This is a genomic window from Kouleothrix sp. 19917 (genome assembly GCF_057073505.1).
This window is the reverse complement of the sequence record NZ_CP097099.1, coordinates 3,475,158-3,501,339: the sequence shown is the minus strand read 5'-3', so window position 1 is coordinate 3,501,339 and position 26,182 is coordinate 3,475,158. Positions and strand designations below refer to the sequence as shown.

Here is a 26,182-nt window from a genome sequence, read left to right as displayed (position 1 = left end):
TGCTCTTACCTGCTCGCCTATCAATCATTCTACTTTGGCGGCACTGTGGGCCGTTTTGGTGGTGTGGTGGGTTTCGGACCACCGCCACCGCCGCCACCTCCGCCACCTCCGCCACCTCCGCTATTCTGTGTTGCAGTAGGCGGCACCGGGGTAGGCGGCTCGGGCGCGGGTGGGTTGGTTGGCTCGGGCGCGGGCGGCGCAGTTGGCTCGGGCGCGGGCGGCGCAGTTGGCTGCGCAACCGGCGCGGCCGTTGGGCGTGGGCGCGGCGTGGCCGTCGCAGGCGGTGGTGGCGCGCTCGCCTCGGGCACGCTGGCGAGATCAATGTTCACTTGCAGGAACTGCGTCAGCATCCAGCCGATCTGCCCATCGGGCGCTTCGACTTTCAGCCAGCTGCCGTTAGCATTTCTGCCAACCACATCCAGCGCCGTGTTGCGCGGGTATGAGCCAATGGATGCATAGGCAGTGCCCGGCCCGGCGCGCAGGGTCAGCGTGTTGTTGTTGACAACTGCATTCGGCGCGGCCGTGGGCGTTGCGGCTTCGGTTGGCGCGGTGGTTGCCGAAGGGGCGGTGGTTGCCGAAGGCGTGCTGCTTGGGTTTGCCGTCGCCGAAGGCGTGCTGCTTGGGCTAGCCGTCACCGAAGGCGCGGGCGCAGCCGATGGCGCTTCTGCGGCGGTTGGTACCACACCCAGGCCGTTATTCGGGCCGCCGGCTGCACGCGTGCCTTGAATATAGAAAATACTCGCGCCCACAACCAAAATCAGCACAGTGGCCAGCGCGGCCCACAGGCCAAAGCGCCGGTTCCGTGGCTCGTCGCCCGCCGCGACGGGTGGGTTGGCTGGCGGTGGCGGCGGCGTGAATCCGGCACCGGCACCGCCACTTGTGATCGGCGGCGCGCCCCAGGTGGTAGCAACCCCTGGCGTAGTTGGCGCGGCTGGCTGGATGCTGGGCGCGGCAATGCTTTGTGAAATTGGGGCGGCTTCGGCGGCGGCTGCCGCTGCGGTAGCGCCAAATGCCAGCGGCGCAAACGCATCGGCGCGAACTGGCTCGGCTTGTTTCGGAGTTTCGGCTGGCACAACCGGGGCGACTGGAGCAACGGGCGCAACTGGTGAGGCATTAACAGCGCGCACCTCGCTGGTTGCACCCATCTGATCTTTTGCCACGCGCGCCGCGCTTAGCAGCATTGCCGCGTCTTCATAGTCGGGCGCAAGCGCAACCAGCTCGCTAAAGCGATCAACTGCATCGCCCCAGCGGCCGTGCTGAAACGCCTCGACGCCCGAGCGGTAGAGCGTGTTGACCTGGCTGGGCGGGCGCGGGCGCTCAAATTGCGCCGCGATTCGTTCGACATCCTCGGCCATTTCGGCGGCCGACTGGTAGCGCGACGCCGGGTCTTTGGCCAGCGCGCGCAGCAGCACCGCTTCCAGCGCGGGCGCGAGGTTCGGGTTAATCGAACGCGGCGGCGGCGGTGCCTCGTACACATGCTTGGTCAGCACGGCCATAGGCGTGTCGGAATCGAACGGCACGCGGCCGGTCAGCATTTCATAGAGCACGACGCCAAGCGAATATATATCGGTGCGCGCGTCGATCGGGCGGCCAGCGGCCTGTTCGGGGGCCATATAGGCGGCGGTACCGATGATAAAGCCCGTCATGGTCAGATGCTGGCTGTCGTTCATCAGCTTGGCGATGCCGAAATCGGCCAGCAGCGCCCAGTTTGGCGAGGGCAGCAGAATATTAGCTGGCTTCAGGTCGCGGTGAATCACGCCGCGCGCGTGCGCATATTCCAGCGCCGCCAGCACATGCCCGATCAGGCGCAGCGCCTGCGCCGGCACCATTGGCGCGCCAAGCAGATCATGCAGCGTCAGGCCGTTTTCGACATATTGCAGCACAAAATACAGCAAGCCATCCTGCTCGCCATAATCGTAGATCGGCAGAATATTGTGGTGCTGCAAGGCCGCGATCGCGCGCGCCTCGCGCTTGAAGCGCACGGCAAACTGCGGGTCGCGATTCGAGAGCAGTACCTTCACGGCTACATTCCGGTCGAGCGATTCCTGGTAGGCCTTGTAGACCGTTGCCATGCCGCCGTGGCCGATTGCCTCGATCAGATGATATTGCCCAAGCTGGGTATTAATCAGATCGCTCATTCGAACATTCCCTGCGCGCCGGCTCCGTTTGTGCTTGCCGGCAGCGTCATTATTTCTCTCGCGATGGTCTGCGCAGCATTCGGCTGCGCCCTGGCACTGGAATCGTGAGAAAGACTTTCAAATTAAACGTTGCACAGCCAGGTTTTTGGAGGCCACTCTCGTCGTTTTTTTGGCCGGGCACGGCCTGGGCGCGCAATGCGCAGTGTTATTGTCAATTCAAAGGGCGTGTGCTTATTGTATGGGTCGTGTTTATTTCCGTCAATCCGTCTCTGGGCGGGTGTGTTTTGCAATCGCCCCTGCTTCGAAATGCTCCGTCTATGGCCGCGGCGTTGGTGTTTTCTTCGGCGGCTTTGGTTTGGCCGTCGGCGGCTCGGGCGTTGGTGACTCGGGCGTCGGCGGCGGTGGTGGCTCGGGCGTTGGCGGCGGTGGTGGCTCAGGCGTTGGCGGCTCGGGTGTTGGCGGCGGCGGCGCGGGTGGCGCAGTCGGCTGGACCACAGGTTTCGCAGTTGGCTTGATCGCGGGCCGCGGCGTTGCCGTTGCTGGGACAGCCGTTTCGGTGGCGGTCGGCGTTGGGCTGGCTGTCGCGCTGGGCGTGCGGCTAGCAGTTGCGCTTGGTGTGCGGCTGGGTGTTGCGCTCGGTGTCGCGCTGGGCGTGGCACTTGGCGTACTGGTGGCAAGAATCAGGGCAGGAACCTTGGTGGGCGCAGGGCTTGGCTGGCTGGTGCCGTCGGCGGCGGGTGGCTGCCCGAACCACCAGAAGCCAAGCCCGGCCACAAGCAGCGCCGCCACCGCGGCCAGGGCCACACCAAAAGGCCGGCGCTGGCGCGGCACAGCTGCGTTTGAATCGCTACCTTCGGGTGGGCGTGGTGGCCGGCCAGCTGGTGGCTGCGCCAAGGCTGGTGGGATGAGTGGCTGTGCCAGCACAGGCGCTTTTACCCCAATTGGCGCGGCCGGCGCTGGGGCCAATTCTGGCGCGCTCAGCGCAGCCCCGCCAGGTATCTCGATCGCTGCGCGGCAGTATGGGCACACCTGCCAGTCCGACTGGACGATCCGCTGGCACTGCGGGCAGCGAATATGTTGTGCTGCGCGCGCGGGCGGCGTCGGCGGGGCGGCGGGCTGTGCAATATCTTCTGTGGTCTGGCTGGCTGGCGCGACATAGCGCGGCCCGGTGGGCGATTTTGTGCGGGCGTATTGCTGGCGGCGGGCATTTGTGCGCGCGTCGCGGGCCATATCAAGCAGGCCTGCTACGTCATCGTTCAGGGGCGCGAGAGCCAGCGCCCGGTTCAGCCGGTCGATTGCATCATCCCAGCGCTGCTGCTGAAAGGCGTGCAAGCCAGCCTGGTAGAGCTCTTCGACTTTCGGTGAGACGTAGGGCTTGTCGAGCAGGGTGAGCACGCGCTCAAGGTCGGCGCGCATTGCGCCCGCGCTCTGGTAGCGGTCGTCGGGGTGCTTGGCGAGCGCCTGCAGCAGCGCTTCCTCAACGGCAGGATGTATATCCGGGTTGATCGAGCGCGGCGGCGGCGGTGGCTCGTACACATGTTGTGTGAGCAGCGCCATGGGCGTGTCGGCGTAGAAGGGTGGCTGCCCGGTGAGCAGCTCATAGAGGATCACGCCGACGGCATACAGGTCGGTGCGGGCGTCGATTGGCCGGCCGGCGGCCTGCTCGGGGGCCATGTAGGCGGCAGTGCCGATGATAAAGCCGGTCATCGTCAGCGACTGGCTTTCGTGCATCAGCTTGGCGATGCCGAAGTCGGCCAGCATGGCCCAGCTATTGTTTGGCAGCAGCACGTTGGCGGGCTTGATATCGCGGTGAACAATGCCGCGCGTGTGGGCGTAATCCAGCGCGGCCAGCACCTGCCCAATCAGCGCAACCGCCACGCCGGGCGTTACAACCGCGCCCATGCGATCCTGCAACGTCACGCCGTTTTCGACGTACTGCATCACAAAGTAGTGGAGGTTGTTCTGCTCGCCATAGTCGTAGATCGGCAGGATGTTGGGGTGCTGCAGCGCGGCAATCGCACGCGCCTCGCGGCGAAAGCGCGAAGCAAACTGCGGGTCGTGGTTGGCGAGCAGCACCTTCACCGCCACGTTCCGGTCGAGCGAATCCTGGTAGGCCTTGTAGACCGTGGACATGCCGCCATGCCCGATCGGCGCGATCAGCTTGTACTGGCCGAGATATGTGTTGCTCAGGTCGCTCATGGCTTCGCTGGTGCCTGCTGTTTATTCGTCGTACGTCACCAGAAGGGTGTAAAAGTTTGCTTCATCGACGATATTTTCACTGCTGTAGATACGCACAACCATATCGCCGACTTTATTAAAGGGGCATTGCATGGTATATGATGCCCCGCGAATATTCGATTCGTAACACTCTTTGTTGCCGTACTTAATAGGTTTATCAAGTTTCGTTTTATCGTAAACCAGCAGGTTAATGTCTTGTCGAAATGCTACTGGAATATCTTTCAGTTCAACTACAATATCTCGGCCCTGCGCATTGTGAAAGACATAATTATCCTCATAAGGGGAATAGGGGTCGTTCTTAGCCAGCCCTTCGTTGCTGCAAATCCTGGCCTGCACTTCTCGGCCGATCGTGATGCGGCTGACTTGAGTATAGCGGCTATTATTTGGCTCGTAGGCGTCGCAGTAAATAATGGGTGGTGGCGTTATGAATTCTATCCTCCGAGAAACCGCCACAAAAGTTCTATGTTCCACGCGGGTGATCTGCGCTTTCGCGCTGAAGTGCTGACCGGCAAGGTTGCCGCTTAGGGTGAAGCTGCGATTGCGCGGCTCGAAGCTGTAGCCCGTGCGGCTTGGCGTGAGCGTGTAGCTGCTTTTTATCAGCCCGCTGAACACGTACGTGCCGTCGGCATTGGTGGTGGCGCTGCCGCCCTGCCCGTTCGTTATGGTCACGCCGGCCAGCGGGTGGCCATTCGCCAGCGTGATTGTGCCTCGTATTGTAAATGTTTCTTTGTTCGCAACGGTGAAGTTCACGTCCGAAACATTCTTTTCTACCTTCACTGTTTGCGGGCGTTCGGTAAACGTATAGCCCGGTTTTTCGGCGCTGATTGTATATTGGCCGGTGGGCAAGCCCGGCAGAATGTAGCTGCCGTCGTCCAGCGTGGTTGTGGTGAATATGCCGGTGCTGCTCAGCGCCTTAATTGCCACGCCCCCAAGACCCTGCCCGCTTGCGCTCACCGTGCCGCTCACGCTATAGCGCGGCGTGCCGCCCAGCGCCAGCACGCTCAGCACAATGTCTTTGTCGCCGTGGTAAGGTGCGGATGGCTTCACCGGGTAGTTTTTCGAGAGAGTGTAGCCTGTGACATACGGCCGGCCGCTCGCGTCGAGCGCAATGCCATCGAGCGAGTCTTCTGCATCGCCGCCCAGGTAGGTTGAGTAAAGAATCGTGGTGCCACTGGCGTTGAGCTTGGTCACAAAGCCATCCTGGCCGCCCTGCAGCGTATTTCCCGCGATAATCGCCTCGCCGCTGGCGTTCACGCCAATGCCGATGCCGCTATCGTCACTGCTGCCGCCGAGGTAGCGCGCATATTGCAGCGTCTTGCCGCCCGGGCTGAGCTTCAGCGCGTAGGCATCTTTTGCGCCTTGCAGGCTGCCGGCCAGGCCGCCGAAATCGCCCGAAAGCGTGTAGCCAGTGATGTAGGCCGCGCCCGTCGCATCCACGGCAATGCTTTCGCCACGGTCGGCATTTGTGCCACCCAGGTAGGTGCCATACAGCACGCTGGTGCCGGTGCTGTTCAGCTTCACCACAAACGCATCTTCTGTGTTGGGAACCGTGCTGTTGAAGGTCGAGTCGTAGTCGTTGAGTGCCAGGAAAAACGGCGATGCCGTGTAGCCAGTCACATAGGCCGCGCCGCTGGCGTCAACCGTGATGCCGTTGGCCTGGTCTTTGGCGCTGCCGCCCAGGTAGGTGGCATACTCGATTGCGTTGCCCTCCGGGTTGATCTTGGCTACAAAGACATCATAATCGCCGTGGTAGGCGCTGTCGTAGCCGCCCGTCACGCCCGGAAAATCGTCCGAAGTCGTACGCCCGGTGACATAGGCCGCGCCCAGCCGGTCGACGGCAATATCGAGGCCGCGATCTTCCTGCGAACCGCCGAGGTAGCTGCTATACTCCAGCCGGCTGCCATCGGCGCTGAGCTTGGCCACAAATGCGTCGCGGGCTTCGTTGTTCACGCCCGCGCCGGTTTTGCTCAGGCCGCCCACACGCGGGAAATCGGACGACGTGGTGTGGCCGGCAATATACGCATTGCCCTTGGCGTCCACGGCAATGCCGCTCACATACTCGGTTCTCGAGCCACCAATCACAACTGAGTAGGCGGGTGTGGTCGAGCCAGGTTCCTGCTTCACAATCACGCCGTTGATGCCATCTGCGCCGCTGGGGAACGAGCCCGGCTCGGTTGGGAACGAGCCTGAGTCCGACCAGCCGCCGATATAGGCCGCGCCGCTCGCGTCAACCGCGATCGCGTCGCCTTCGTCGGTGCCGCCAGTGCCATAAAGTGTGCTGTACGCCAGGTCGCTGGCGGCGGCGGGTTCGGCTGAGGCGGCGCTTGCGGGCGCAAACGGCATGGCCACGCTGCCCTGCGCGATCGTGGGCGTGGCCGCAACGCCGGTCGCGTGGATCAGCGGCAGGCGCATTTCGCCCACTGGTGTGCCCATGCGCAGCACGCCCGCGCCAACGGCCAGCCAGTCCGCGCCGTCGGGCTGGAGCCGCAGCGCGCCGAGATCGGCGCCCGGTCGCGCCAGCGCGTGTATTTCCAGCGCGCCATTCGCGCCGCTGAACTCCAGATCGATGCCGGGGTACAGGTCGCGGTAGCGCACGCCGCCCCACACCGGCACATTGCTGCGCCAGGCGCGTGGATCGTTGCCTAAGAAGAAGGACATGCGCGTGGCGAGGCGGCCAAACGGCTCGATCTGCGCGGCTGGGTTTGCGCCGGGGAAGCGGATGCGCAGGTTACTTTGCAGCGCTTTGCCCTGGGCGGAAGTGCCCGCCTGCGTTAGCCAGATTGCGTCGTGGGTGAGAAACAGCGTGCTTGCCGCGCCGCGCACCTGAAAGCGTGCATCGCTGGCAAACTGCCCAACATTCTCAACAAACTGCAAGGGCGTGGGCAAGGCAGCAAGGCGCGAACGGGCCCGCGCTGCCGCACCGGGAAGCGCCGCGCCAAGCGCTAGCACGCCGGCCAGGAGAAAAAGCAGAACTGCATAGTGGGATCGTGGTCGCACGCGCTCACCTGATATGGCTGCAAAATGCTGGCTTCAGTTAGTAAACGGGCCTGGGCTGCTTTTTCGCACCCAAATTTGCAGCACATGGTGAAACCGGCGTGGCACATGCGCGAAACAGCGCGGCTGGGCGTGGCTGCAACACACCCATAAGATAAAAAACGCAGCGGGGCCATGGGCAGTGGCGGCGCTTGCGTCTACCATTGACGATAGTAATTTTGCATAGAGTCAGGTTGCTGGGATTATAACATCCAGCGGCGGCGTGTCAATCAGCCCGTCGTAGGCAGCGCCAACGTCGTGCGCGCGCAGGTGCCCGCGCTTAAGGGCTTCTCAAAGGGATCGAATAGAAAACGGGCGGCTGCAACGCGTATGTGTTCTGCGCTGCGCTCACCCGTTCTATGAAGAAAGTGTTATCTTTTCGCTGGGATTAAATCGTCACGCCCAACACATCGGCAACCGTGAAAATATCCTTGTCGCCGCGCCCCGACAGGTTCGCCAGAATGATCTGGTCGGGCCGCATTGTCGGGGCCAGCTTGATCACTTCGGCAATCGCGTGCGCGCTTTCCAGCGCGGGAATGATACCCTCCAGCCGCGACAGCTTCTGGAAGGCTTCCAGCGCTTCCTTGTCGCTGGCCGAGGTGTAGAAGGCGCGCTCATCGTCATGCAGCATAGCATGTTCTGGCCCAACCGCGGCGTAATCCAGCCCGGCTGAGATGCTGTGCGTGAGCGATATCTGCCCGTCGTCGTCTTGCAGCACGTACGAGCGCGTGCCCTGAAATACGCCCAACCGCCCGCCCGAAAAGCGCGCGGCGTGTTCGCCCAGGCCGGTGCCACGCCCGCCCGCCTCAACGCCGCGCAGATCGACATGTTCGTCGCCAACAAACGCGCTGAAGATGCCAATTGCGTTCGAGCCGCCGCCCACGCAGGCCACCACCACGTCGGGTAAACGACCAGCAGCCTGCATGATCTGTTCGCGCGCCTCGCGGCCAATTACGCTCTGGAAATCGCGCACCATCATTGGGTAGGGGTGCGGGCCGAGCGCCGAGCCAAGCAGGTAGTACGAGTCGGGGTTGGTCACCCAATCGCGCATGGCGTCGTTGACCGCGTCTTTCAGCGTTTGGCTGCCGCTTGTCACGCTGCGCACCTCGGCACCGAGCAACCGCATGCGGAAGACGTTTGGCTTCTGGCGCTCGATATCGACCGCGCCCATGTACACCACGCACTGGAGGCCGAGCATGGCGCACACGGCGGCGGTTGCCACGCCATGCTGGCCGGCGCCGGTTTCGGCAATAATGCGCGTTTTGCCCATGCGCTGCGCCAGCAAGCCCTGCCCGAGCGCGTTGTTGATCTTGTGCGCGCCAGTATGCGCCAGGTCTTCGCGCTTGAGGTAAATCTGCGCGCCACCCAATTCGGCCGTCAGGCGCGCGGCGTAGGTCAGCGCGGTTGGCCGCCCGGTGAAACTGCGATGCAGCCGGTCGAGCTCAGCCCAGAAGCCTGGGTCGGCTTGAGCTGCGGCATAGGCGGCCTCAAGCGCGGCGACGGCGGGGGCAAGCGTTTCGGGAACGTATGCGCCGCCATAGGCGCCGAACTGGCCGGGGCGGGTGGAAGCGGAACTGGTCATATCGCCTCTATCTTCATGTATCCGAGAAAGTAAACGTTGGTAAAACGAAAGCGTATTCTGCAAGACTGATAGTATCTATCTGTGTAATCTGCGTAATCTGTGGATGATTTGAGCGCTCTGTCAGGGTGTGCCGTGGCGCGTATGATACCACAGGCGCGGCTCAGCCTTCGCCCAGTCGGCGGGTTGCGTAGGTTAGCTCTTTGGCGGCGAGCGAGCCGGTGGCGTGGCCGGCTTCCAGCGCTGCCACCTGATCGCGGGCCAGCGCCGCCAGCCCCGGCTCGCCCAGGCTGTCGAAGCGCGTGGCGGCGGCGCGCAGCAGTCGTGCCGCTTCGGGCAGGTCGCGGGCAGCAGTGGCAAGCGCGCGCTGCTGCAAGCGTGCGGCGTTCGAGCGCGCTGCGGCATCCAGCACGGCGGCGGGCGGCTGCGGAGCAACGGTGCTGTAGAATGCCGCAATCTCGGCAGTTTGGGCGGGCAGGCCCTCGGCGGCGAGCGTGGCGTGCGCAAGTGGGTGGCGGCCAGCCGGCAGCGCTGGGGCCATGAGCTCCAGCAAAATCGTGATCGGCGCGCTGCTTTCGATCTCGCCCAGGCGCAGCATGACGCTGCCGGGCGTATCGCCGGGCTGGAGTGCGCCTTCCATGATCGCGAGTGCCGGCCGCAGACGCGTAATGCGGCGCAAGGTGGTGCCATTCGCCAGCGCGAGCTGCAGGGTTGCGCTGTGGGCGGCCACGGCGCGGGCGGCCAGCAGCTCGGCATTGATTGCGGAAGGGATTCCTTCGGGCTTGCGCAGAAACACCGCCCGCCCGCCGCTCTGGTCGGCAATGCCAGTCAGCACATCGTCCTGAAATTCGCCGCCCAGCCCGATTGTGCTGATGGTAACGCCCGCGCTCGCGGCTTCGGCGGCCAGGCGCAAGCATTCTTCGGGGCGCTGCGTAAAGCCGTCGGTGAGCAGCAGCAGGCGCTCGGCGCGTTGCGGGCCGGGGGTGGCGCGGCTGCGCTGCAACTCGGCCAGCCCCAGCGCGATGCCTTGCGCCAGGTCGGTTTGCTCGCCCAGGTTCAGCCCGGGCAGGCGGCCAATGCCACGCGCCAGCGCCGCCCGGTCGGTGCCGGCGACGCTGCGGGTGAGCACCAGTGCTTCTTCGGCACAGGCCACCAGCGCAAAGCGGTCGGCGTCGCCCAGCCGGTCGACCACGCTGTGCAGTGCGCGCGCCACAAAATCCAGCGCGCTGGGCGCGGCGGCGCGCACCTCGGCGGGTACGGCGCTGGCAAGCTGCCACACCGGCACGCCATCCACAATGATCTCTTGTGCGCTGCCAGTGCGCAGCAGCTCGCGGAACTGCGCCTCGCTGACGATCGGAATGCGCATGGAACGGCTGGCGTCGGCCACCAGCGCCCAGTTCACTGGCGTGCCGTGTGTGCCGCTGGCGCTGATCGTCAGCAGGGCATAGCATAGCTGCGCATCGGGAAGCAGACGGAGCGCGGGCTGGGCGGGCATGATCTGGAGTGAAAGCGTTGGCATGGGGGCATTATACCGCAATGAAGCAGCGCGCCAAACGGCTTAGCGGGCCGCAACGCCACGCCCGGCGGCGCGGATATGGTGCAACACACCTGCCGGGCCGCTCTGCGACTCAATCGCCAGCACTTGCTCCATGAAGGGGCGGTAGGGGTGCGACGAGGTAAGCATGCGCTGGGCCGCGCGCGTGCAGCCGAGGTAGAGCAAGTGGCGGTAGGCAACCCACTCGGCAAATCCTTCGCGCAGGCTGTTGTCGTCGAGCAGCGGGCAGGTTTCGCCCTGCCAGGCGTGCGCGTATTCGTGCGCAACCACGGTGCGGAACAAGAGCTTGGGCAGGCCATAGAGCAGATAGATCACGCGCAGCCGCCCTTGCCGCTGGTACAGCCCAAGCGTTTTTTCGTCCGGCGCGTGGCCGTCGTTCGCGCCCGAGCGCACCTGCGCCATGCCCGGCGCATCGATCAGGCGGAATTCCACACCCACGCGCAGCGCGAGGCCAAGCTGCGCCACAACCGCGCTCACCGTTTCGTCGTACAGCGCGCGCGCCACCGCCGGGTCGAGCACTGCCGTGGCGTGGCAATTCCCGCACAGCACCCGCCCATCGTGCAGCGTCCAGTGCTGGTCGCCCACCGGCGCGGAGCAGGCATCGCAGCGCGGGCGCGTGGCAATGCACTGCGGGCAATAGCGCTCCGAGCGGTCGCGCAAAAAGTAGTAGCCGCCGGTCAGGCGTGCGCCACAGGCGGCGCAGTGCTCGGTGCTTGGTTTTTGGGTGCGAGTCAGGTAGGCTGTCATAGGCTTTTGGGGTTAGGGAAAATACGATCTAGAGCATAGCACGGCTGTGCGGCGCGCGCAAGAGTGCGGCAGCATTTTCCAGAGAACATGGTATACTTGTGTGTCTTTGAAGGATATTACGAAGCCGCAGCGTTGTGAGGCTGCTCATAAGGAGTATCGCATATGTCAGATCATACCACCGAGCTCGATCTTGTCGTCGGCTCGATGTTTACCACCCGCCCCGAGGAAGATCGCGAGCTGTACGAAGACGAGCGCGAGTGGCTTTCCGACATTCAGGATCTGCTGCGCGAAGAAGGCATCGAGGTCGATCTGCTGTCGCGCCCGGGCGTTGAGATCTGGGAAGGCGGCATCGACCGCTTTATGGATCTGTATCAGCTGCGCCAGCTGGCCGCCTACCTCGAGCAGAACCGCGATGTCGCCGGTGTGCTCAAGGCCGGCACGCCCGACGACGGCGAGCCCGACCCGGTGCTGGTTGCGATCTGGGATGGCGAGGAAACCACGCGCTTCCCGCACCTGATCAACCACCAGGCCGATGGCGGCTACTACCTGCCGGTCGATTTCGCCGAGCCGATCTGGCTGGAAGCCGACGAGGAAGTGTCGGAAGACGACGAGGAAGCCGAAGACCCCTACATCAGCTTTGGCTCGTCGGTTGGCTTGCAGCGCGAGCTGACCGAGCTGTCCTCGCTGCTCCAGCAGGCCAGCGTCCCCGGCAACAGCGGCCCGGCGCGCTGCCTCCAGGTGCTGCGCACCGCCGCCGAGCAGAGCATCGCGAACGACCTGCCGATTATTGTGTGGTAGGCGAGGGGTCAGGGGTCAGGAGTCAGCAATCAGAAGAATGTGCATGTTTGTTGCCATTGGCGTATGCATGCGACGTTGTTTCTGACTCCTGACTTCTGAAACCTGACTTCTATTTTCGCCCTTTGGTTGCGGCGCGCCCGCAAACTCGGTATAATGGCGCCCTATTGCGCACACTGCGTAGGGAAGACCCAATGATCGAACTCAAACTGGTACCAAAAGACGAGCTGCGCGACACCCTGCCGCGCCCTTCGCGCGATATTACGCCGCGCGATCGGCGCTATTATGTGTGGACGGTCGGCTGCCAGATGAATGTTTCCGACTCCGAGCGATTGGAATCGGCCTTGCAGGGCGTGGGCTACGCGCCCGCCGACCGGCCCGAAGAGGCCAGCTTCATTGTGCTGAACTCGTGCAGCGTGCGCGCCTCGGCCGAAGAACGCATCATCGGCAAGCTCGGCGACCTGCAAAGCCTCAAGCGCCACAAGCCCGACACGCAGATCGTCCTGTGGGGCTGCATGGTCGGCCCGAACAATCGCTCGATCTTCGAGCGGCAGTTGCCCATGGTCGATCATTTCGTCTCACCCTCGGCGGTGGACGAAGTGGTGGCGCTGGCGCCGCATTCGCTTTATCAGGTCGACGAGCCGGCGCTGCCGGTTGCGAGCTGGACGCACCCGCCCGTGTCGGTGCATGTGCCCATCCAGTATGGCTGCAATATGAGCTGCGCCTTTTGCGTCATTCCGCTGCGGCGCGGCAAAGAGCGCAGCCGCCCGCTGGAAGGAATTGTCGACGAAGTGACGCGGATTGTCGAGCGCGGCGCGAAAGAAATCACGCTGCTTGGCCAGATCGTCGACTCGTGGGGGCACGACCTGCCCAACCGCCCCGATTTGGCCGACCTGCTGCGCGCCGTGCATGCGGTGCCGGGCCTGCTGCGGTTGCGCTTCCTGACGTCGCATCCCGCCTGGATGACCGACAAGCTGATCGCGACCATGGCCGAACTGCCGCGCGCTCAGCGCGAGATCAACCTGCCGGTGCAGGCCGGCCACGACGAGATCCTGAAAGTCATGCGGCGCGGCTACACGGTGGCGCGCTACCGCGACCTGATCGGCAAGATCCGCGCGGCCATGCCCGATATCTCGCTCACCACCGACATCATCGTCGGCCACCCCGGCGAAACACGCGAGCACTTCGATGGCACGCGCGCGCTGCTCGAAGAAATTCGCTTCGATAAAGTACACATCGCCGCCTACTCGGCGCGGCCCGGCACGCGCGCTGGCACAATGGAAGAAGATCCTGTGCTGGCCGTTCCCGAAGCCGAAAAGCAGGCCCGCCGCGTTGAGCTCGACGCGCTGCAGGAGCGTATCGCCACCGAGCGCAACACTGCCTTCCTGGGCCAGACGGTCGAGGTGCTGGTTGAGGGCGAGCACAAGGGCAAGTGGCGCGGGCGCACGCCCGGCAACAAGCTGGTGTTCTATGCCGACGCGCAGGACTGGATCGGCCGGCTGGCGCGCATCCGCGTGACGCACACCGGCCCCTGGTCGCTTCAGGGCGAACTGCTGGGCGAGGGAGTGCCAGCCTGATGGCGCAGTACGATGCCCCGGTGCAGCCGGTTATGCCCGAACCACCCGCGGCTGGCCGCCGCAAATGGCCCCTGGCTGGCGCAATGGCGCTGGATTTTGTGCTGGCGCTGGTTGCCTTTGTGGTGCTGACGCTGATTGTGCAGCTTGCCTTTGTTGGCCTGCGCATGGCCCAGCAGGGCTTGTCGCTTGCCGATCTGCGTGACAAGCTGCGCGACACGGGCGAGGCATTGCGGCTGGTTGGCGCCGATGGCCTGTTTGTCACACTGCTCGCCACGAATTCGGCCTTTGTGCTGATTACGCTGGGCCGTCTGAAATGGCTGCGCCACGAGTCGCTGCGCGAATTTGGCTTTCAGGCCCCGCGCGTGCTGCGCCTGATCGCAATTGGCGTGGGCGTGGGCGTGCTGTCGCTGTTTGTGAATGGCCTGGCCAGCCAGGTCATGCAGTCGTTCACCGACATGCCCGACCAGGCCGCGCAATTCCCGCTGTTTCAGGGCGATTATCTGGGCCAGGCGCTTCTGCTGATTGGCGCTGCGGTGCTCGCACCCATTGGCGAAGAAGTGCTGTTTCGTGGGTATATTTTCAATGCATTGCGCCTGAACTTCGCCAATCGGCCGTGGGGCGTGCCGCTGGCATATGTGGTCAGCGCGCTCTTGTTTGCAAGTGTCCACTCGCTCTCGGTTACGCGCGGCCTGCTCGCGCTGCTGGTGCCGATTTTCCTGATTGGCCTGCTGCTGGCCTGGACGATGCACCGCACGAAAAGTCTGCTGCCCTGCATTATCGCCCATACGATCAATAATGGTGTTGCACTGGTATTTTTAGTTTTGTGTATTAATACGCCCGGAATGGCGGGCTGCCCGGCGCTTTAGCTGCGCTTGGGTGGCTGCGCTTGCCAATAGCACTGTTGCGGAGGATAACGATTGAGCAAACAGGATGAGAAACTGCGCCTGCGCCGCCGCCTGCAAGATCAGGCGGTTGAGATGGCGGCCAAGAATCGCTGGGAAGAAGCGATCGAGACTAACCAGCATCTGATTAGCCTGGGCGAAGATGCCGACACGTTTAATCGCCTCGGAAAGGCGTATTTCGAAATTGGCAAATTCCCCGATGCGCGCGAAGCGTACCAGAACGCGCTGCGCCTCAACCCGGCCAATACGATCGCGCGCAAGAACATCGAGCGCCTGAGCGACCTGATGGCTCGCTCGGCCACCGCGCCGGTTCGCACCACGCGCCAGCTCGTGGATCTGCGCCTGTTCATCACCGAGACTGGCAAAACTGCTCTTACCACCCTGGTCGATGTGCCGCGCAACGCAATTGTCGATGCGGTGGTCACTGGTGAGAAGGTCGAGCTGAAACTCGATGGACGCAATGTCCTGATACTCGACGCAACTGGCAATACGATTGGCCGCGTCGAGCCCAAGCTGGCGCAGCGCCTGAGCGAGCTGATGACCGGCGGTAATCGCTATGCCGCTGCCGTCGCGCAGACAATGAATCACCAGCTGCGCGTGCTGATCCGCGAAGCCTACCAGGACCCCAGTCAGCGCGGGCGCGTTTCGTTCCCGGGCAAGCTGGGCGAAAGCGCGCTGCACGGCGGCTACTTCGCTTCGGCACGCTACGACGAGTACGGCGACGAGCTGATGGACGACGACGACTCGATCGATACGCGCGAGGAGGTCGAGGAAGAGTCGTTTGGCGGCGACGAAGAAGAGCTGGGTCTCGACGATATCGAGCAGGATATTGGCGAAGAAGAGGACATGAACGAAGAATAAGTACGAGTGTCTGTCGTACTTTCTTCACGCCGAACGCTGCGCCCATAGCCTAGGCCCAAGTAGCTCCTGCGTACTATTGCCTTTGGGCAATGCCCATCCTATACTGAAAGCCGGGTGTCGTACATGACGCCCGGCTTTTGTTTGTGTGCCATCAACCACGCACGCGCCGCACTTCTGGCGCCCCATAGCAGCGAGGAACGTCATGGATCTTGACATGCGATTCGATGACAAGGGGAAATTCTTCACCCCCCGCGTCGCCAAAGACACCCTCCCCGCACTCATCCGCACCGCAGAGCAAGTGATTATTGGCCATGTGTATGTCCGGCCCGACAAGCGCCTGAAAGACGACCTGAGCGAAGACGCATCGCGCTTTCTGCCGGTAACCGATGCGCGCGTGTATGGTGCTGCCGATGAGAAATTGCTGTACCACAGCAGCTTTCTGCTGGTTGCCTACCAGCACATTGTGATGATCAGCCCGCTCGATGCAATGGAAGATATTCGCCCGGTGCCGTGGGCAACGCCCGAATCCGAGGAGGCGCACCCATGAGTCTGCCGCCCCTGCGAGCATTTACCTCCGCGCACGAGCCGCCCGCGCCGACGCAGGCGCAGATCGCCCCACCCCTGCCAACGCTGCCCGCCGAGCCTGCCTCTATCGCCGAAACCGGGCTCAACATGGGCTTCATCAACGACCTGGTGCTGAAAGTCATCTACTTCCAGGGCAACATCACCGCGTATCAGATCTCTGAAGCAACCAAGCTGCCTTTTCTGGGCGTGCTCGACAAAGTGCTGGAGTTCCTCAAGCTCGAAGAATATGTCGATATTATTGGCGCGCAGGGCGGCTTCAGCGAACGCTCGTTTCAGTATGTGGTGGCAACCAAGGGCCGCCTGAAGGTCAACGAGGTGCTCGAGCGCTCGCAATACGCTGGCCCCGCCCCGGTGACGCTCGACGCCTATGTGGACATGGTGCGGCGGCAGGCCATGGGCGAGCTGGTGGTGAACGGGCAGAAGGTGCGCGAGGCTTTCAGCAACCTGGTGGTCAGCGACCGCATGCTCGACAAGATCGGGCCGGCCGCGAACTCGGCGCGCTCGCTGTTTCTGTATGGCCCGCCCGGCAACGGTAAAACCACGATTGCCGAGGGTATTGCGAACATGCTGGGCGGCAATATCATCATTCCCTATGCAATCGAAGTCGATGGGCAGGTTATCAAGCTCTACGACCCACTCAACCACCGTATTGTGTCCGAACCTGAGCCCGCCCCGGCCATCACCGACCGGCCGTTTAGCGGCACACCCCAGCCCGGTGCGCCCGCCCAGCCCGACCGGCGCTGGATTATTTGCAAGCGCCCGCAGGTGGTGGTTGGCGGCGAGCTGATTCTTGAGCAGCTTGAGCTGATTTTCGACCCGATTGCCAAAGTCTACGAAGCACCCTACCAGCTCAAATCGAATGGCGGCCTGTTCCTGATCGACGACTTTGGCCGCCAGAAATGCCGCCCGCAAGACCTGCTGAACCGCTGGATCGTTCCGCTGGAAAAGAAGGTCGACTATCTCGCGCTGCAAACTGGCAAGAAGCTGGAAGTGCCGTTTGACGTGCTGATCGTCTTTTCGACCAACCTTTCGCCAAAAGATCTGGTCGACGATGCATTCCTGCGGCGCATCCGCCACAAGATCGAAGTTGGCAACCCTTCACCCGACGAGTTCCGCGAAATATTCAAAATCGTGTGTCGGGTCAAGCAAATTCCCTACAGCGACGACGGCCTGCGCTATCTCATTCAGGAACACTACCTGAAAGTGCGGCGCGACCTGCGCGCCTGCCACCCGCGCGACCTGTGTGAGCAAATTCTCGACGAGGCGAAGTACCGCGGCACCGCGCCTTCGATGTCGAAAGAGCTGCTCGACCGCGCCTGCGAAGCCTATTTCGTGAAACTTGGGTAGCGCACTCATTCTCCATCCTACTACGTCTGAGAGGAGCGTCCAATGTCATTGTTAAAACGCCTTGGCGGCGCGCCACAGCCGAGCGAACCTGCAAGCCCGGCGCCCACGCCACTTTCCCCAATGCCGAGCGAGCCGGCTGGGCTGCGGAGCATGCCCACACCTGCCGCCGCCGAGCCGCCCCCGCCTTCCTCGCCGCCGGCACCCGCGCCGCCCGCGCCAAGCAGCGGCCTGAGCAACCTGGTGGGTGCAAGCTCAATGCCCAGCAGTTCGGGCGTTTCGGAGACGGGCGCCGTGACCGAGCAGCGCCTGATCGAGCTTTCGCTTTGGATCGTTGATCGCGTGCAGGGCTCGATGGGCAACCAGACCGAGCTGAAGCGCACGGCCGAATCGGAGCGCATGCTGCAAGACCGCTTTGCGAACTACTACCGCCAGAGCGGCGTGAACCTGAGTGATGGGCAGGTCAAGCGCCTGTATGAAATGGTAACCGACGAGCTGTTCGGCTTCGGGCCGATCGAGCCGCTGCTGCGCGACGAGTCGGTTTCTGAAGTGATGGTGAACGGGCCGAACGTTGTGTATGTCGAGCAGCGCGGCAAGGTCAGCCAGACGCCAATTCGCTTTGCGAACGACGACCATGTGCTGAAAGTGATCGACCGCATCATTCGCCCGCTGGGCCGCCGCATCGACCGCAAGTGGCCAATGGTGGATGCGCGCCTGCCCGACGGTTCGCGCGTGAATGCAATCATCCCGCCCTGCTCGATCGATGGCCCAACGATCACCATCCGCAAGTTCTCGAAGAAGAAACTTGAGGTTTCCGACCTGATTCGCTTCGGCTCGATGACCGACCAGATGGCCGAATTCCTGCGCGCCTGCGTGGTCAGTCGTTTGAACGTTGTGGTGTCGGGCGGCACCGGCTCGGGTAAAACCACGCTGCTTAACGTGCTGTCGAACTTCATTCCCGAAGAAGACCGCATTGTGACGATTGAAGACAGCGCCGAGCTTAAGCTGGGCCAGGATCATGTGGTGCGGCTGGAAGCCAAGCCGGCCGAGATCGACGGCTCCGGGCGCGTGTCGATCAATGACCTGGTGATTAACTCGCTGCGTATGCGACCCGAGCGGATAGTGATTGGCGAGTGCCGTGGCGGCGAAACGATGGCGATGCTGCAAGCCATGAACACCGGCCACGACGGCTCGCTCACGACGCTGCACGCCAACACGCCACGCGATGCCTGCTCGCGTATGGAAACCATGGCGATGATGGCGGGCATGGACATGCCGCTCAAAGTCATCCGCGAGCAGGTTGCGTCGGCGGTGGACCTGATTGTGCAGCAGACGCGCCTGGAAGATGGGCAGCGCAAAGTCGCCTATGTGACTGAGGTGCAGGGCATGGAAGGTGACGTGATTGTGCTGCAAGACATCTTTGTTCTTGACATAAAAGGAAAAACGTCGGATGGCAAACTTGTGACCGAGCTGCGGCCGACTGGCACGCGCCCGCGCTTCACTTCGCGCCTGGAAGCGCACGGATTCAAGCTGCCGCCCAGTGTGTTCGGCGCGCAGGTGCCGGGCCAGGGTCGCTGGTAGAAGTTGGGTTGACGTATTGGAAGGCGAGTGCTTGCCACTCGCCTTTTCTTGTTGGCTAGGGTTTGAGGCGCGTGCGGGCGAGCGCCAGCCCTTGCACGTCGGCGGCGCCAGCGGCGCGCAGGGCGTCGGCGCAGGCACCCATGGTTGCGCCCGTGGTATACACATCGTCGACCAGCAGGATGCGCGCGGGCGGCGGAGTGCCGCGCCAGGCGAAGGCGTCGCGCATGTTCTCGGCGCGCATGTGGGCATCGGCCTGGGCGGCTTGCTGGGCAGTATCGCGGGTGCGCGCCAGCGGGCCGGTGATGAGTGGGAGCTTGTGGCTGTGGGCAATCACTGTCGCCAGCGCCTCGGCCTGGTTGAAGCCGCGCTCCGACAGGCGGCGCGGGTGGAGCGGAATAGCCGCGACGGCGTCGAAGTGGGGCGCGCGCGGGGCGATATTTGCGGCAAGCAGCTGGCCAAGCGGCTGGGCGATTCGGCGCGTTTTTCGGTATTTGAGCTGGTGGATGACTTCGCGCAGGGGCGACTGAAACACGTACGCGACATGAACCTGGCTCAGGCTGGAAGGCAATGTACGCCCGTCCGGTTGGTACGCTTCCAGCCGGGCCTGGCAGGTTGCGCAGAACAGCGTGCCCAGCGTGCGACAGGCGGCGCAGCGGTCGGGGAAGATGAGCTGAAGCAGGGTTTCGAGGAAGGATTGACGATCCATAGATCCGTTTCCTGCGCTGGTGCGAATACGCTGGCTGATAGTATAGTTGGGCGGTGGCTGTGCAGGAAGGTGTCGCTGGTCCTGTTGGCGAGCGCAGTGGGTACTATGCCGGGGAGATGCGGCGAAGGGCGTATGCAATACGCCCAGACTGACGAAGGGCGTATGCAATACGCCCAGACTGACGAAGGGCGTATGCAATACGCCCAGACTGACGAAGGGCGTATGCAATACGCCCACATGCAGCCGCAGCCGCTAGACGGAGAAAATCTCGTCGACGGGGATGAAGCGGAGCGCGCCGGTGGGGCAGGCGCTGATGCACGCCATGTCGTCGTGGCCGTGGCACAGGTCGCACTTGTTGGCGCGCTGCGGGCCGGTGGGCTGGAGCGGAATGGTGGGCTGGCGCAGCCGCTTGATCTGCCGCCACAGCGCCCACAGCGGCGAGTGCTGCGGCGTGCTGACTGGCATAAGCTGTACGGCGTCGTAGGGGCAGGCGGGCACGCACTCGCCGCAGCCAGTACACTTATCGTTCACCACCAGCGCGCCGTGGTCGTCCCACGCAATCGCGTCCTCGGGGCAGGCCTCGACGCACTCCGCGCCGACGCGGCATTGCCGGCAGGAATTAGTGACTTCGAGCTCGTTCAGCATTGCGCCGTGCACGTGGATGCGCGTTTGGCCGAAGCGCGTGGCGCAGGCTTGCTCGCAGATCTGGCAGCCTTCCTCGCACAGCTCGGGGTCGCGCACAATCACATGCGTGCCGCGCAGCAAGCCCTGGCTGATCGCTTCGTTGAGCTGCGCGGTGCGCTCGCGGCTGTGCCGAATGGCGGCATTGTCGGCGCGGCGCTTGTTGGCAACATCTTTCAGCTGAGTAAGCAGGGCAGGCTGTTCGCGCAGCAGGTCGGCAAACTGGGCGGCGGGCAGCGTCAGCAGCTCCACGGGCGTGAGCGCGCGCACGTCGGCGTTGTGCGGAACTTGGTCGAGCAGTGCCATTTCGCCAAAGAAATCGCCTTCGTCGAGGTGCGCGATGGTTTGCTCGCCCTGCGCGACCAGCACCTGCCCTTCTTCGATCAGGTAGAGCGCCTTGCCCATCTCGCCTTCGCGAATAATTGTTGCGCCGCGTGGGTAGTGCCTGGGCTGCAGCAGCCCGGCCAGGCGCGAACGTTCCAGCGGCGAGAGGCGGCCGAACAGTGGCACCTGGCCAAGCGTGCTTTCGGCCAGGCGGTGGCGGTAGATGTCGCGCAGCACCTGGGCCAGCTCGGGCGCTTTTGGCAGCAGGGCGCGCAGTTGCTCGCGTGGAATTTGCAGCAGGTAGCACACGGTTTCGGCAGTGACGCTGGCGCCGCGAAACAGGTCGCCAAAGAGTGGGCCTTCGCCAAAACAATCGCCGCGATTGAGGATGCCAATCAGCACGTTCTGGCTGGTGCGATTATGCAGCGTCAGCGTGATGGTGCCGCGCAGAATGAGGTAGACGAAATCGCAGGGCGCGCGCTCGTGCAGAATGGTGGTGCCGGGGATGAAGGCGCGCAGCAAACTGATACTGGCCAGCTGTTCGAGGTTGTGACGCGGAACGTTTTGCAGGCAATCGAGCTGCGCCAGCGCCCCAACCTGGCGGGTCTGGCGCTCCTGCTGGGCCAGCGCTTCGGCGGAGGGCTCGGCGGGGGCGACGCGCTGCTGTTTAGTTGAAGCTCCCATGGCGTTCGGTTGCGGCGCGCTGTGGGCCGCTGTGCGCCGCTGCTGGGCCGGGCGGCGATTGCCGGCATTCGTATACGCGCTTGCGCGCTAGCCTTGTGTCAAAAACCAGGTGCGCCCGATCCGCACAACTGGCACCGCGCCGTCGGGGTTGCCAATGATTGTGTTGAGCGGGTTGCTTTGTTCCCACAGGTTGACGACCGCGCCAGTGTCGGTGGTGCGCGTAATCAGCAGGTAGATCGAGCCGTTGATCGGCCGCACCAGTGCGTGGTCGTCCGCTTCCGACACAACTTCGATGCCGTCGAACTTGATGTCGAGCGTGAGCGCCTCGGTGCTGGCGAGCTTGCCCAGGCCGCTCACGAAATTATCGAGCGCAGTGCTGAGCGCCACGCGCATGTCGTCGCGCTCGGCCGGCGCAAAGTAGTTCGAAAGCTGTTCGACCCACTTGCTGCGCCGGTCGTCGTCGGTGATCTGCTTGTCGTTCATGGCCGTGCGCAGATCGTCGAAAAAGTTTTTGGCCACGGTTTCGGGCGCAAGGCCGCCGCCGCTCTGGTCGGCTTGCGCGGCAGGCTCGCTTGGCTGCTGCTCGAAGCCGCAGGCGGCCAGCGCGCCAGCCAGCAGTGCCAGCGCGAGCAAGGCGCGCAGCCAGCCCATGCTTGTTGGCATTTGCCCCATCAGAACAGCCGCATCTGCTCGGGCGCGATTGCGCCGCGCTCGAGGCTGCCGTCGCCCATGATATGCCAGACGCTGATACCGCGCTCGATCAGGGCGGGGGTGATCAGGCGCTGGCGGTGGCAGCCGTGGTAGTCGGCTTCGGCGCACATAAAGGCCACGCGATTCTGTTCGCCCAGGGCTACAAGCTGCTCGATACCGCGCTCGAAACTTGGCGCAGGCTCGCCGCCCAGGCCGCCCAGCGAGTCGCCAAAGTAGCGGTAGGCGAACCCGGCCGCTTCCAGGCTTTCGGCCACGGCTTCGCGGTTGAACTGCGGGCTGTAGCGGCTATAGGGTTTGCTGCGCACATCGCACACAATCGCAATGTCGTGGCGGCGCAAACGCTCGATTAGCTGCCCAACCGGCACGTTCGAGTGGCCGATTGAGAACAGGGTTCGCTCATCCATGTGCCATGTTTCTTTCTGACCGGCCGTATTGTAGCACAGTGCGCTGCGGCGGCAGGCCGGCATTGTACCATATGCGCGCCCGATTCCTTGCCGAGTGCCGCGTGGGATGGTATGATCTCGGCGGCGCAGAAGCATATGCTGCGCGCTGTATCGACGCCGCGCCGGCTGTTCAGGCGTGGGCCACTGTGGGCTCGCCCAGCCGGGCAGCGGTTTTGCGCGCCGTTTCGGCGGCGCCTAGTGTACAGGAGAGTTATGCGATTTCGTTCCACCCTACGTTCTGTTGGCGTGTTCGCAACGGTTCTGGTGCTGCTGGGGCTGGCAATTGCGCCCGGCAGCGCCACGCCGGCGCAGGCGCAGAGCCGCCGCCCGGTGATGGCGTTTTACTACCCCTGGTACGAAAAGGCCGACTGGGAAAACGGCAAGATGAGCGATGTTGCCAGCCCAAAGTATAGCGGCGGCGAGGAAGCAACCCTGCTGCGCCACATCCAGCAGGCCGACGACGCCGGCATCGACGCGCTGGTGTGCACGTGGTACGGCCCGAAGGAAGATCGGCTCGACAAGCGCTGCCGCCAGCTGCTGAAGCTGGTTGAGCAGAGCGGGCGCAACATCAAGGTGGCAATTATTCCCGACCAGTCGGCGGCCTTCGATGGCGGCATGCGCACGGTGGACGGGCTGGCGGCCGCGCTGGATGTGCTGCGCCGCGATTTCACCAGCAGCCCGGCCTATTTCCGCTTCAACGGCAAGCCGGCGGTCTACTGGTTCAACCCGCCCTCGCTTGGCGGCGTTGATGCCTGGCAGCAGGTGCGCGCCCGCGCCGACGCCAACCACGACCAGTTCTGGTTTGGCGGCACCGACAACTTCAGCTACCTCGATGTCTACGACGCGCTCTACTACTTCGATATTACCTGGGAACGCGCGCCCGGCGCGGCCATGGCCTCGTATGCGGGGCGGCTGGCAAACTACAACAAGGCGCACCCCGGCGCAAACAAGCCGTTTATTGGCACGGTGATGCCCGGCTACGACGACCTGAAGGTGCGCGGCGGCCATCAGCGCGACCGCGCCAATGGTGATTATTATCGCGGCACCTGGCAGACGGTGATCGACCGCAATGCCGAGGGCGTGATTCTGACCAGCTTCAACGAGTTTTATGAAGGCTCGCACATCGAGCCGAGCGCGAACTATGGCGACCTGTACCTGCGGCTGACCAAAGAGCTGAGCGACCGCTATCACAGCGCACCGGCCCAGACACCCGCGCCCGCGCCGCAGAACCCGGTGGCCGGCCCGTGCCAGAATTTCTCTGAAACTGGCTTTCAGGTGTGCGGGCGCATTCTGGAATACTGGAAGCAGAATGGCGGCCTGCCAGTGTTTGGCTTCCCAATCGGCCCGCAGGCGGCCGAGCAGGTGGAAGGCACCACCGTGCAGTCGCAGCAGTTCGAGCGCAACCGGCTGGAGCTGCACCCCGAAAACGCACGCCCCTACGATGTCCTGCTGGGCCGGCTGGGAGCGGCCAGCCTGGAGAAGCAGGGCCGCGACTGGCAGACTTTTGGCAAGGCCGACTCCGGCGCGGCGCACTACTTTGCCGAAACCGGCCACGCGATCGCCCCGCAGTTCTGGGCCTACTGGTCGAGCCACGGCCTGGAGTTCGACGGGCGGCGCGGCGCGAGCTTCAACGAAAGCCTGGCGCTGTTCGGTCTGCCGCTTTCCGAAGCCACTGTGGAAACCAACCCGACCAACGGCCAGCAGTACCTGACGCAGCACTTCGAGCGGGCGCGCTTTGAGTTCCACCCGGAAAACAACCCGCCCTACGACGTTCTGCTGGGCCTGCTGGGCCGCGAGCTGAGCGGCAAGCCGTAGGGCATATCTCGATTAGTCTGGAAAAACAACGCACTACTCGTCGCGGGTAGTGCGTTGTTTTTCGTTGGCGTACATTTGCGGTGATCTATTCCTTCTTCACTTCCTGCTCTTTGTAACGCTGTGCTTTTGCCTGCGGCAGCAAGGTAGGGACGATCTTTTTTGTATGCAGCTTTCCGCGCGCAGCGCGGAAAGCTGCATACAAAGAAAAAGCCGAAGGCTCAGCAAGCCAACAGCGTCACTCCGAATGGCATACAAAAAGAGAATAGCGGCAGGCACTGTAACTGCCCACACCCCAAGTAGTGGTACAATACTCATCTGTTGAATAGCCAAGCAGATGCGGAAAATGGCCGATACGCTGTATCGAATCTATCTCTGTGGCGGCTCGACATGCACGCCACGCGGTCGCGATGCGCTGCTGCGCGCGCTGGAAGACGAGCTGTGGGCGCAGCACCTCGACGATAAAGTAGAAGTGCGGGTGAGCGGCTGCCAGGATCGCTGCGACTACGCGCCGAACCTGACGGTCTGGCCCGGCCCCTACCACTACTCGCAGCTCACGCCCGCCGCGGTCCGGGAAATAGTGCAGCAGCATCTGGCGCAGGGCCAGCCGGTGGCGGCCTGGCTGTCGGGCGAGGCCGAGCGGCGCTGAACGTTGTGGCTTTTCGATAGTAAATGCTTTCGTAAGGGTGGTATACTGGCAGCGAACAGTATGCATTCTTCGCGCTCGGCGGCTGCGCCGGCGCACTGATATGATTGAGGAAACCAATGGGGCTGTTCTCGCGTGGAAGTGGTGGGCGCGTCAGCGAAGAAAGCGTGCTGCGCGCGCTGCGAACGGTGCAGGAGCCCGAGCTGGGCGGCGACCTGGTGTCGCGCAATATGATCAAGAATGTGGTGATCGACGGCGAGCGCGTGGCGTTTACCGTGGAGCTGACGACGCCGGCCTGCCCGCTGAAAGACCAGATCAAGGACGAGTGTGAGCAGGCGCTCGAGCGCCTGGCCGGCGTGCCGCGCAGCGCAGTGGCGATTGAGTTTAGCGCGATGGTGCGCCCGCGCGGCGGCGTGCTCGACAAGGCCGCCATCCCGGGCGTGAGCCATGTGATCGCGGTTTCTGCCGGCAAGGGCGGTGTGGGCAAATCCACCGTCGCGGTGAACCTGGCCGTGGCGCTGGCCCAGGAAGGCGCGAGTGTCGGCCTGCTCGACGCCGACATCTATGGCCCCTCGGTGCCGCTGATGCTCGGCACCAAAGGCCAAACACCCGCCGCCACCACCGGCCCCGACGGCCAGCCGCGCATGCTGCCGATCGAGGCGCATGGCATCAAGATGATCTCGGTGGGCTTTCTGGTCGACGACAGCCAGCCGGTGATCTGGCGCGGCCCGATGGTCTCGCAATTGCTGCGTCAGTTCCTCTACCAGGTCGATTGGGGCGAGCTCGACTACCTGATCATCGACATGCCGCCCGGAACCGGCGACATCGCCCTGACGCTGGCGCAGTCGCTCCAGAACGTGGGTCTGACCGGCGCGGTGACGGTGACCACGCCGCAGCAGGTGGCGACGCTCGATGTGCTGAAGAGCATGGAGATGTTCAAGAAGGTGAACGTGCCGCTGCTTGGCCTTGTTGAGAATATGGCCTACTTCGTGGCCCCCGACACCGGCACGCGCTACGACATTTTCGGCACGGGCGGCGCCGAGCGCCTGGCCGCGCAGCTGGGCGTGCCGCTGCTGGGCCAGATCCCGCTGGGCATGAGCGTGCGCGCGGGCGGCGACGCCGGCCAGCCAGCCGCCACCAACGAGCAGCCCGACGCCTATGCCGACGTGTTTCGCGCAATTGCTCAGCAGCTGGCCGCGCGCGTCAGCGTGATGGAATACGCGTAAGTATGCAGAAGTCA

At 63.7% G+C, this 26,182-nt stretch carries 20 protein-coding genes; 10 read left to right on the top strand and 10 right to left on the bottom strand.

Annotated features, from left to right (window positions below):
- Positions 1-29 precede the first annotated feature (29 nt).
- The 6 genes from M1P90_RS14310 to M1P90_RS14285 all read right to left on the bottom strand — a co-directional run bounded on the left by M1P90_RS14310 (position 30) and on the right by M1P90_RS14285 (position 11,290).
- Positions 30-2,138, bottom strand: coding sequence for a protein kinase domain-containing protein (locus M1P90_RS14310; protein ID WP_483703312.1), 2,109 nt, complete (start codon positions 2,136-2,138; stop codon positions 30-32).
- Between the two features lie 315 nt (positions 2,139-2,453).
- Complete coding sequence (locus M1P90_RS14305) at positions 2,454-4,337, bottom strand: protein kinase domain-containing protein (protein WP_483703311.1); 1,884 nt, start codon at positions 4,335-4,337, stop codon at positions 2,454-2,456.
- Between the two features lie 21 nt (positions 4,338-4,358).
- Complete coding sequence (locus tag M1P90_RS14300; protein ID WP_483703310.1) at positions 4,359-7,373, bottom strand: SBBP repeat-containing protein; 3,015 nt, start codon at positions 7,371-7,373, stop codon at positions 4,359-4,361.
- Positions 7,374-7,797: 424 nt separating this feature from the next.
- A complete protein-coding gene (gene trpB, locus M1P90_RS14295) occupies positions 7,798-8,991 on the bottom strand; it encodes a tryptophan synthase subunit beta (RefSeq protein ID WP_483703309.1) in 1,194 nt (397 codons plus the stop codon).
- A gap of 160 nt (positions 8,992-9,151) precedes the next feature.
- Complete coding sequence (locus tag M1P90_RS14290; protein WP_483703308.1) at positions 9,152-10,507, bottom strand: VWA domain-containing protein; 1,356 nt, start codon at positions 10,505-10,507, stop codon at positions 9,152-9,154.
- Between the two features lie 39 nt (positions 10,508-10,546).
- Positions 10,547-11,290: a protein DA1 gene (locus tag M1P90_RS14285; RefSeq protein ID WP_483703307.1), complete on the bottom strand. Its 744-nt coding sequence runs from the start codon at positions 11,288-11,290 to the stop codon at positions 10,547-10,549.
- A 162-nt stretch (positions 11,291-11,452) separates the two neighbouring features.
- Here M1P90_RS14285 and M1P90_RS14280 point away from each other — a divergent pair, with 162 nt between their 5' ends.
- The 7 genes from M1P90_RS14280 (at position 11,453) to M1P90_RS14250 (ending at position 18,935) form a co-directional block, all read left to right on the top strand.
- Entirely contained in the window at positions 11,453-12,088 is a 636-nt protein-coding gene (locus M1P90_RS14280) for a hypothetical protein (protein WP_483703306.1), read from the top strand.
- Positions 12,089-12,279: 191 nt separating this feature from the next.
- Positions 12,280-13,662: a tRNA (N6-isopentenyl adenosine(37)-C2)-methylthiotransferase MiaB gene (gene miaB / locus M1P90_RS14275; protein ID WP_483703305.1), complete on the top strand. Its 1,383-nt coding sequence runs from the start codon at positions 12,280-12,282 to the stop codon at positions 13,660-13,662.
- Entirely contained in the window at positions 13,662-14,528 is an 867-nt protein-coding gene (locus tag M1P90_RS14270; protein WP_483703304.1) for a lysostaphin resistance A-like protein, read from the top strand. Before miaB ends, M1P90_RS14270 begins: the two co-directional genes overlap by 1 nt.
- A 51-nt stretch (positions 14,529-14,579) precedes the next feature.
- Positions 14,580-15,425 (top strand): tetratricopeptide repeat protein, encoded by an 846-nt coding sequence (locus M1P90_RS14265; protein WP_483703303.1) that lies wholly within the window; start codon positions 14,580-14,582, stop codon positions 15,423-15,425.
- A 214-nt stretch (positions 15,426-15,639) separates the two neighbouring features.
- Positions 15,640-15,972 carry a DUF6812 domain-containing protein gene (locus M1P90_RS14260; RefSeq protein ID WP_483703302.1) on the top strand — a complete coding sequence of 111 codons (333 nt, stop codon included), beginning with the start codon at positions 15,640-15,642 and terminating at the stop codon, positions 15,970-15,972.
- Positions 15,969-17,357 (top strand): AAA family ATPase, encoded by a 1,389-nt coding sequence (locus tag M1P90_RS14255; RefSeq protein WP_483703301.1) that lies wholly within the window; start codon positions 15,969-15,971, stop codon positions 17,355-17,357. Before M1P90_RS14260 ends, M1P90_RS14255 begins: the two co-directional genes overlap by 4 nt.
- A gap of 42 nt (positions 17,358-17,399) precedes the next feature.
- Positions 17,400-18,935, top strand: coding sequence for a TadA family conjugal transfer-associated ATPase (locus M1P90_RS14250; RefSeq protein WP_483703300.1), 1,536 nt, complete (start codon positions 17,400-17,402; stop codon positions 18,933-18,935).
- A 55-nt stretch (positions 18,936-18,990) separates the two neighbouring features.
- On the opposite strand, the gene M1P90_RS14245 is transcribed toward M1P90_RS14250, so the two are convergent.
- The 4 genes from M1P90_RS14245 to M1P90_RS14230 all read right to left on the bottom strand — a co-directional run bounded on the left by M1P90_RS14245 (position 18,991) and on the right by M1P90_RS14230 (position 22,445).
- Positions 18,991-19,641, bottom strand: a complete 651-nt coding sequence (locus tag M1P90_RS14245) for a ComF family protein (protein WP_483703299.1) — start codon at positions 19,639-19,641, stop codon at positions 18,991-18,993.
- 252 nt (positions 19,642-19,893) lie between these two features.
- Complete coding sequence (locus tag M1P90_RS14240; RefSeq protein WP_483703298.1) at positions 19,894-21,330, bottom strand: cyclic nucleotide-binding domain-containing protein; 1,437 nt, start codon at positions 21,328-21,330, stop codon at positions 19,894-19,896.
- Between the two features lie 87 nt (positions 21,331-21,417).
- Positions 21,418-21,993, bottom strand: a complete 576-nt coding sequence (locus M1P90_RS14235; RefSeq protein WP_483703297.1) for a hypothetical protein — start codon at positions 21,991-21,993, stop codon at positions 21,418-21,420.
- Positions 21,994-22,001: 8 nt separating this feature from the next.
- Positions 22,002-22,445: a DUF488 domain-containing protein gene (locus tag M1P90_RS14230; protein ID WP_483703296.1), complete on the bottom strand. Its 444-nt coding sequence runs from the start codon at positions 22,443-22,445 to the stop codon at positions 22,002-22,004.
- Positions 22,446-22,697: 252 nt separating this feature from the next.
- On the opposite strand from M1P90_RS14230, the gene M1P90_RS14225 reads away from it, so the two are divergent.
- From M1P90_RS14225 to M1P90_RS14215, 3 genes are all read left to right on the top strand, one after another.
- Positions 22,698-24,299 carry a glycoside hydrolase family 71/99 protein gene (locus M1P90_RS14225; protein ID WP_483703295.1) on the top strand — a complete coding sequence of 534 codons (1,602 nt, stop codon included), beginning with the start codon at positions 22,698-22,700 and terminating at the stop codon, positions 24,297-24,299.
- Positions 24,300-24,642: 343 nt separating this feature from the next.
- On the top strand, positions 24,643-24,945 hold the full coding sequence (locus M1P90_RS14220; protein WP_483703294.1) for a (2Fe-2S) ferredoxin domain-containing protein: 303 nt from the start codon (positions 24,643-24,645) through the stop codon (positions 24,943-24,945).
- 116 nt (positions 24,946-25,061) lie between these two features.
- Positions 25,062-26,168 carry an Mrp/NBP35 family ATP-binding protein gene (locus M1P90_RS14215; protein ID WP_483703293.1) on the top strand — a complete coding sequence of 369 codons (1,107 nt, stop codon included), beginning with the start codon at positions 25,062-25,064 and terminating at the stop codon, positions 26,166-26,168.
- Positions 26,169-26,182: the final 14 nt, after the last annotated feature.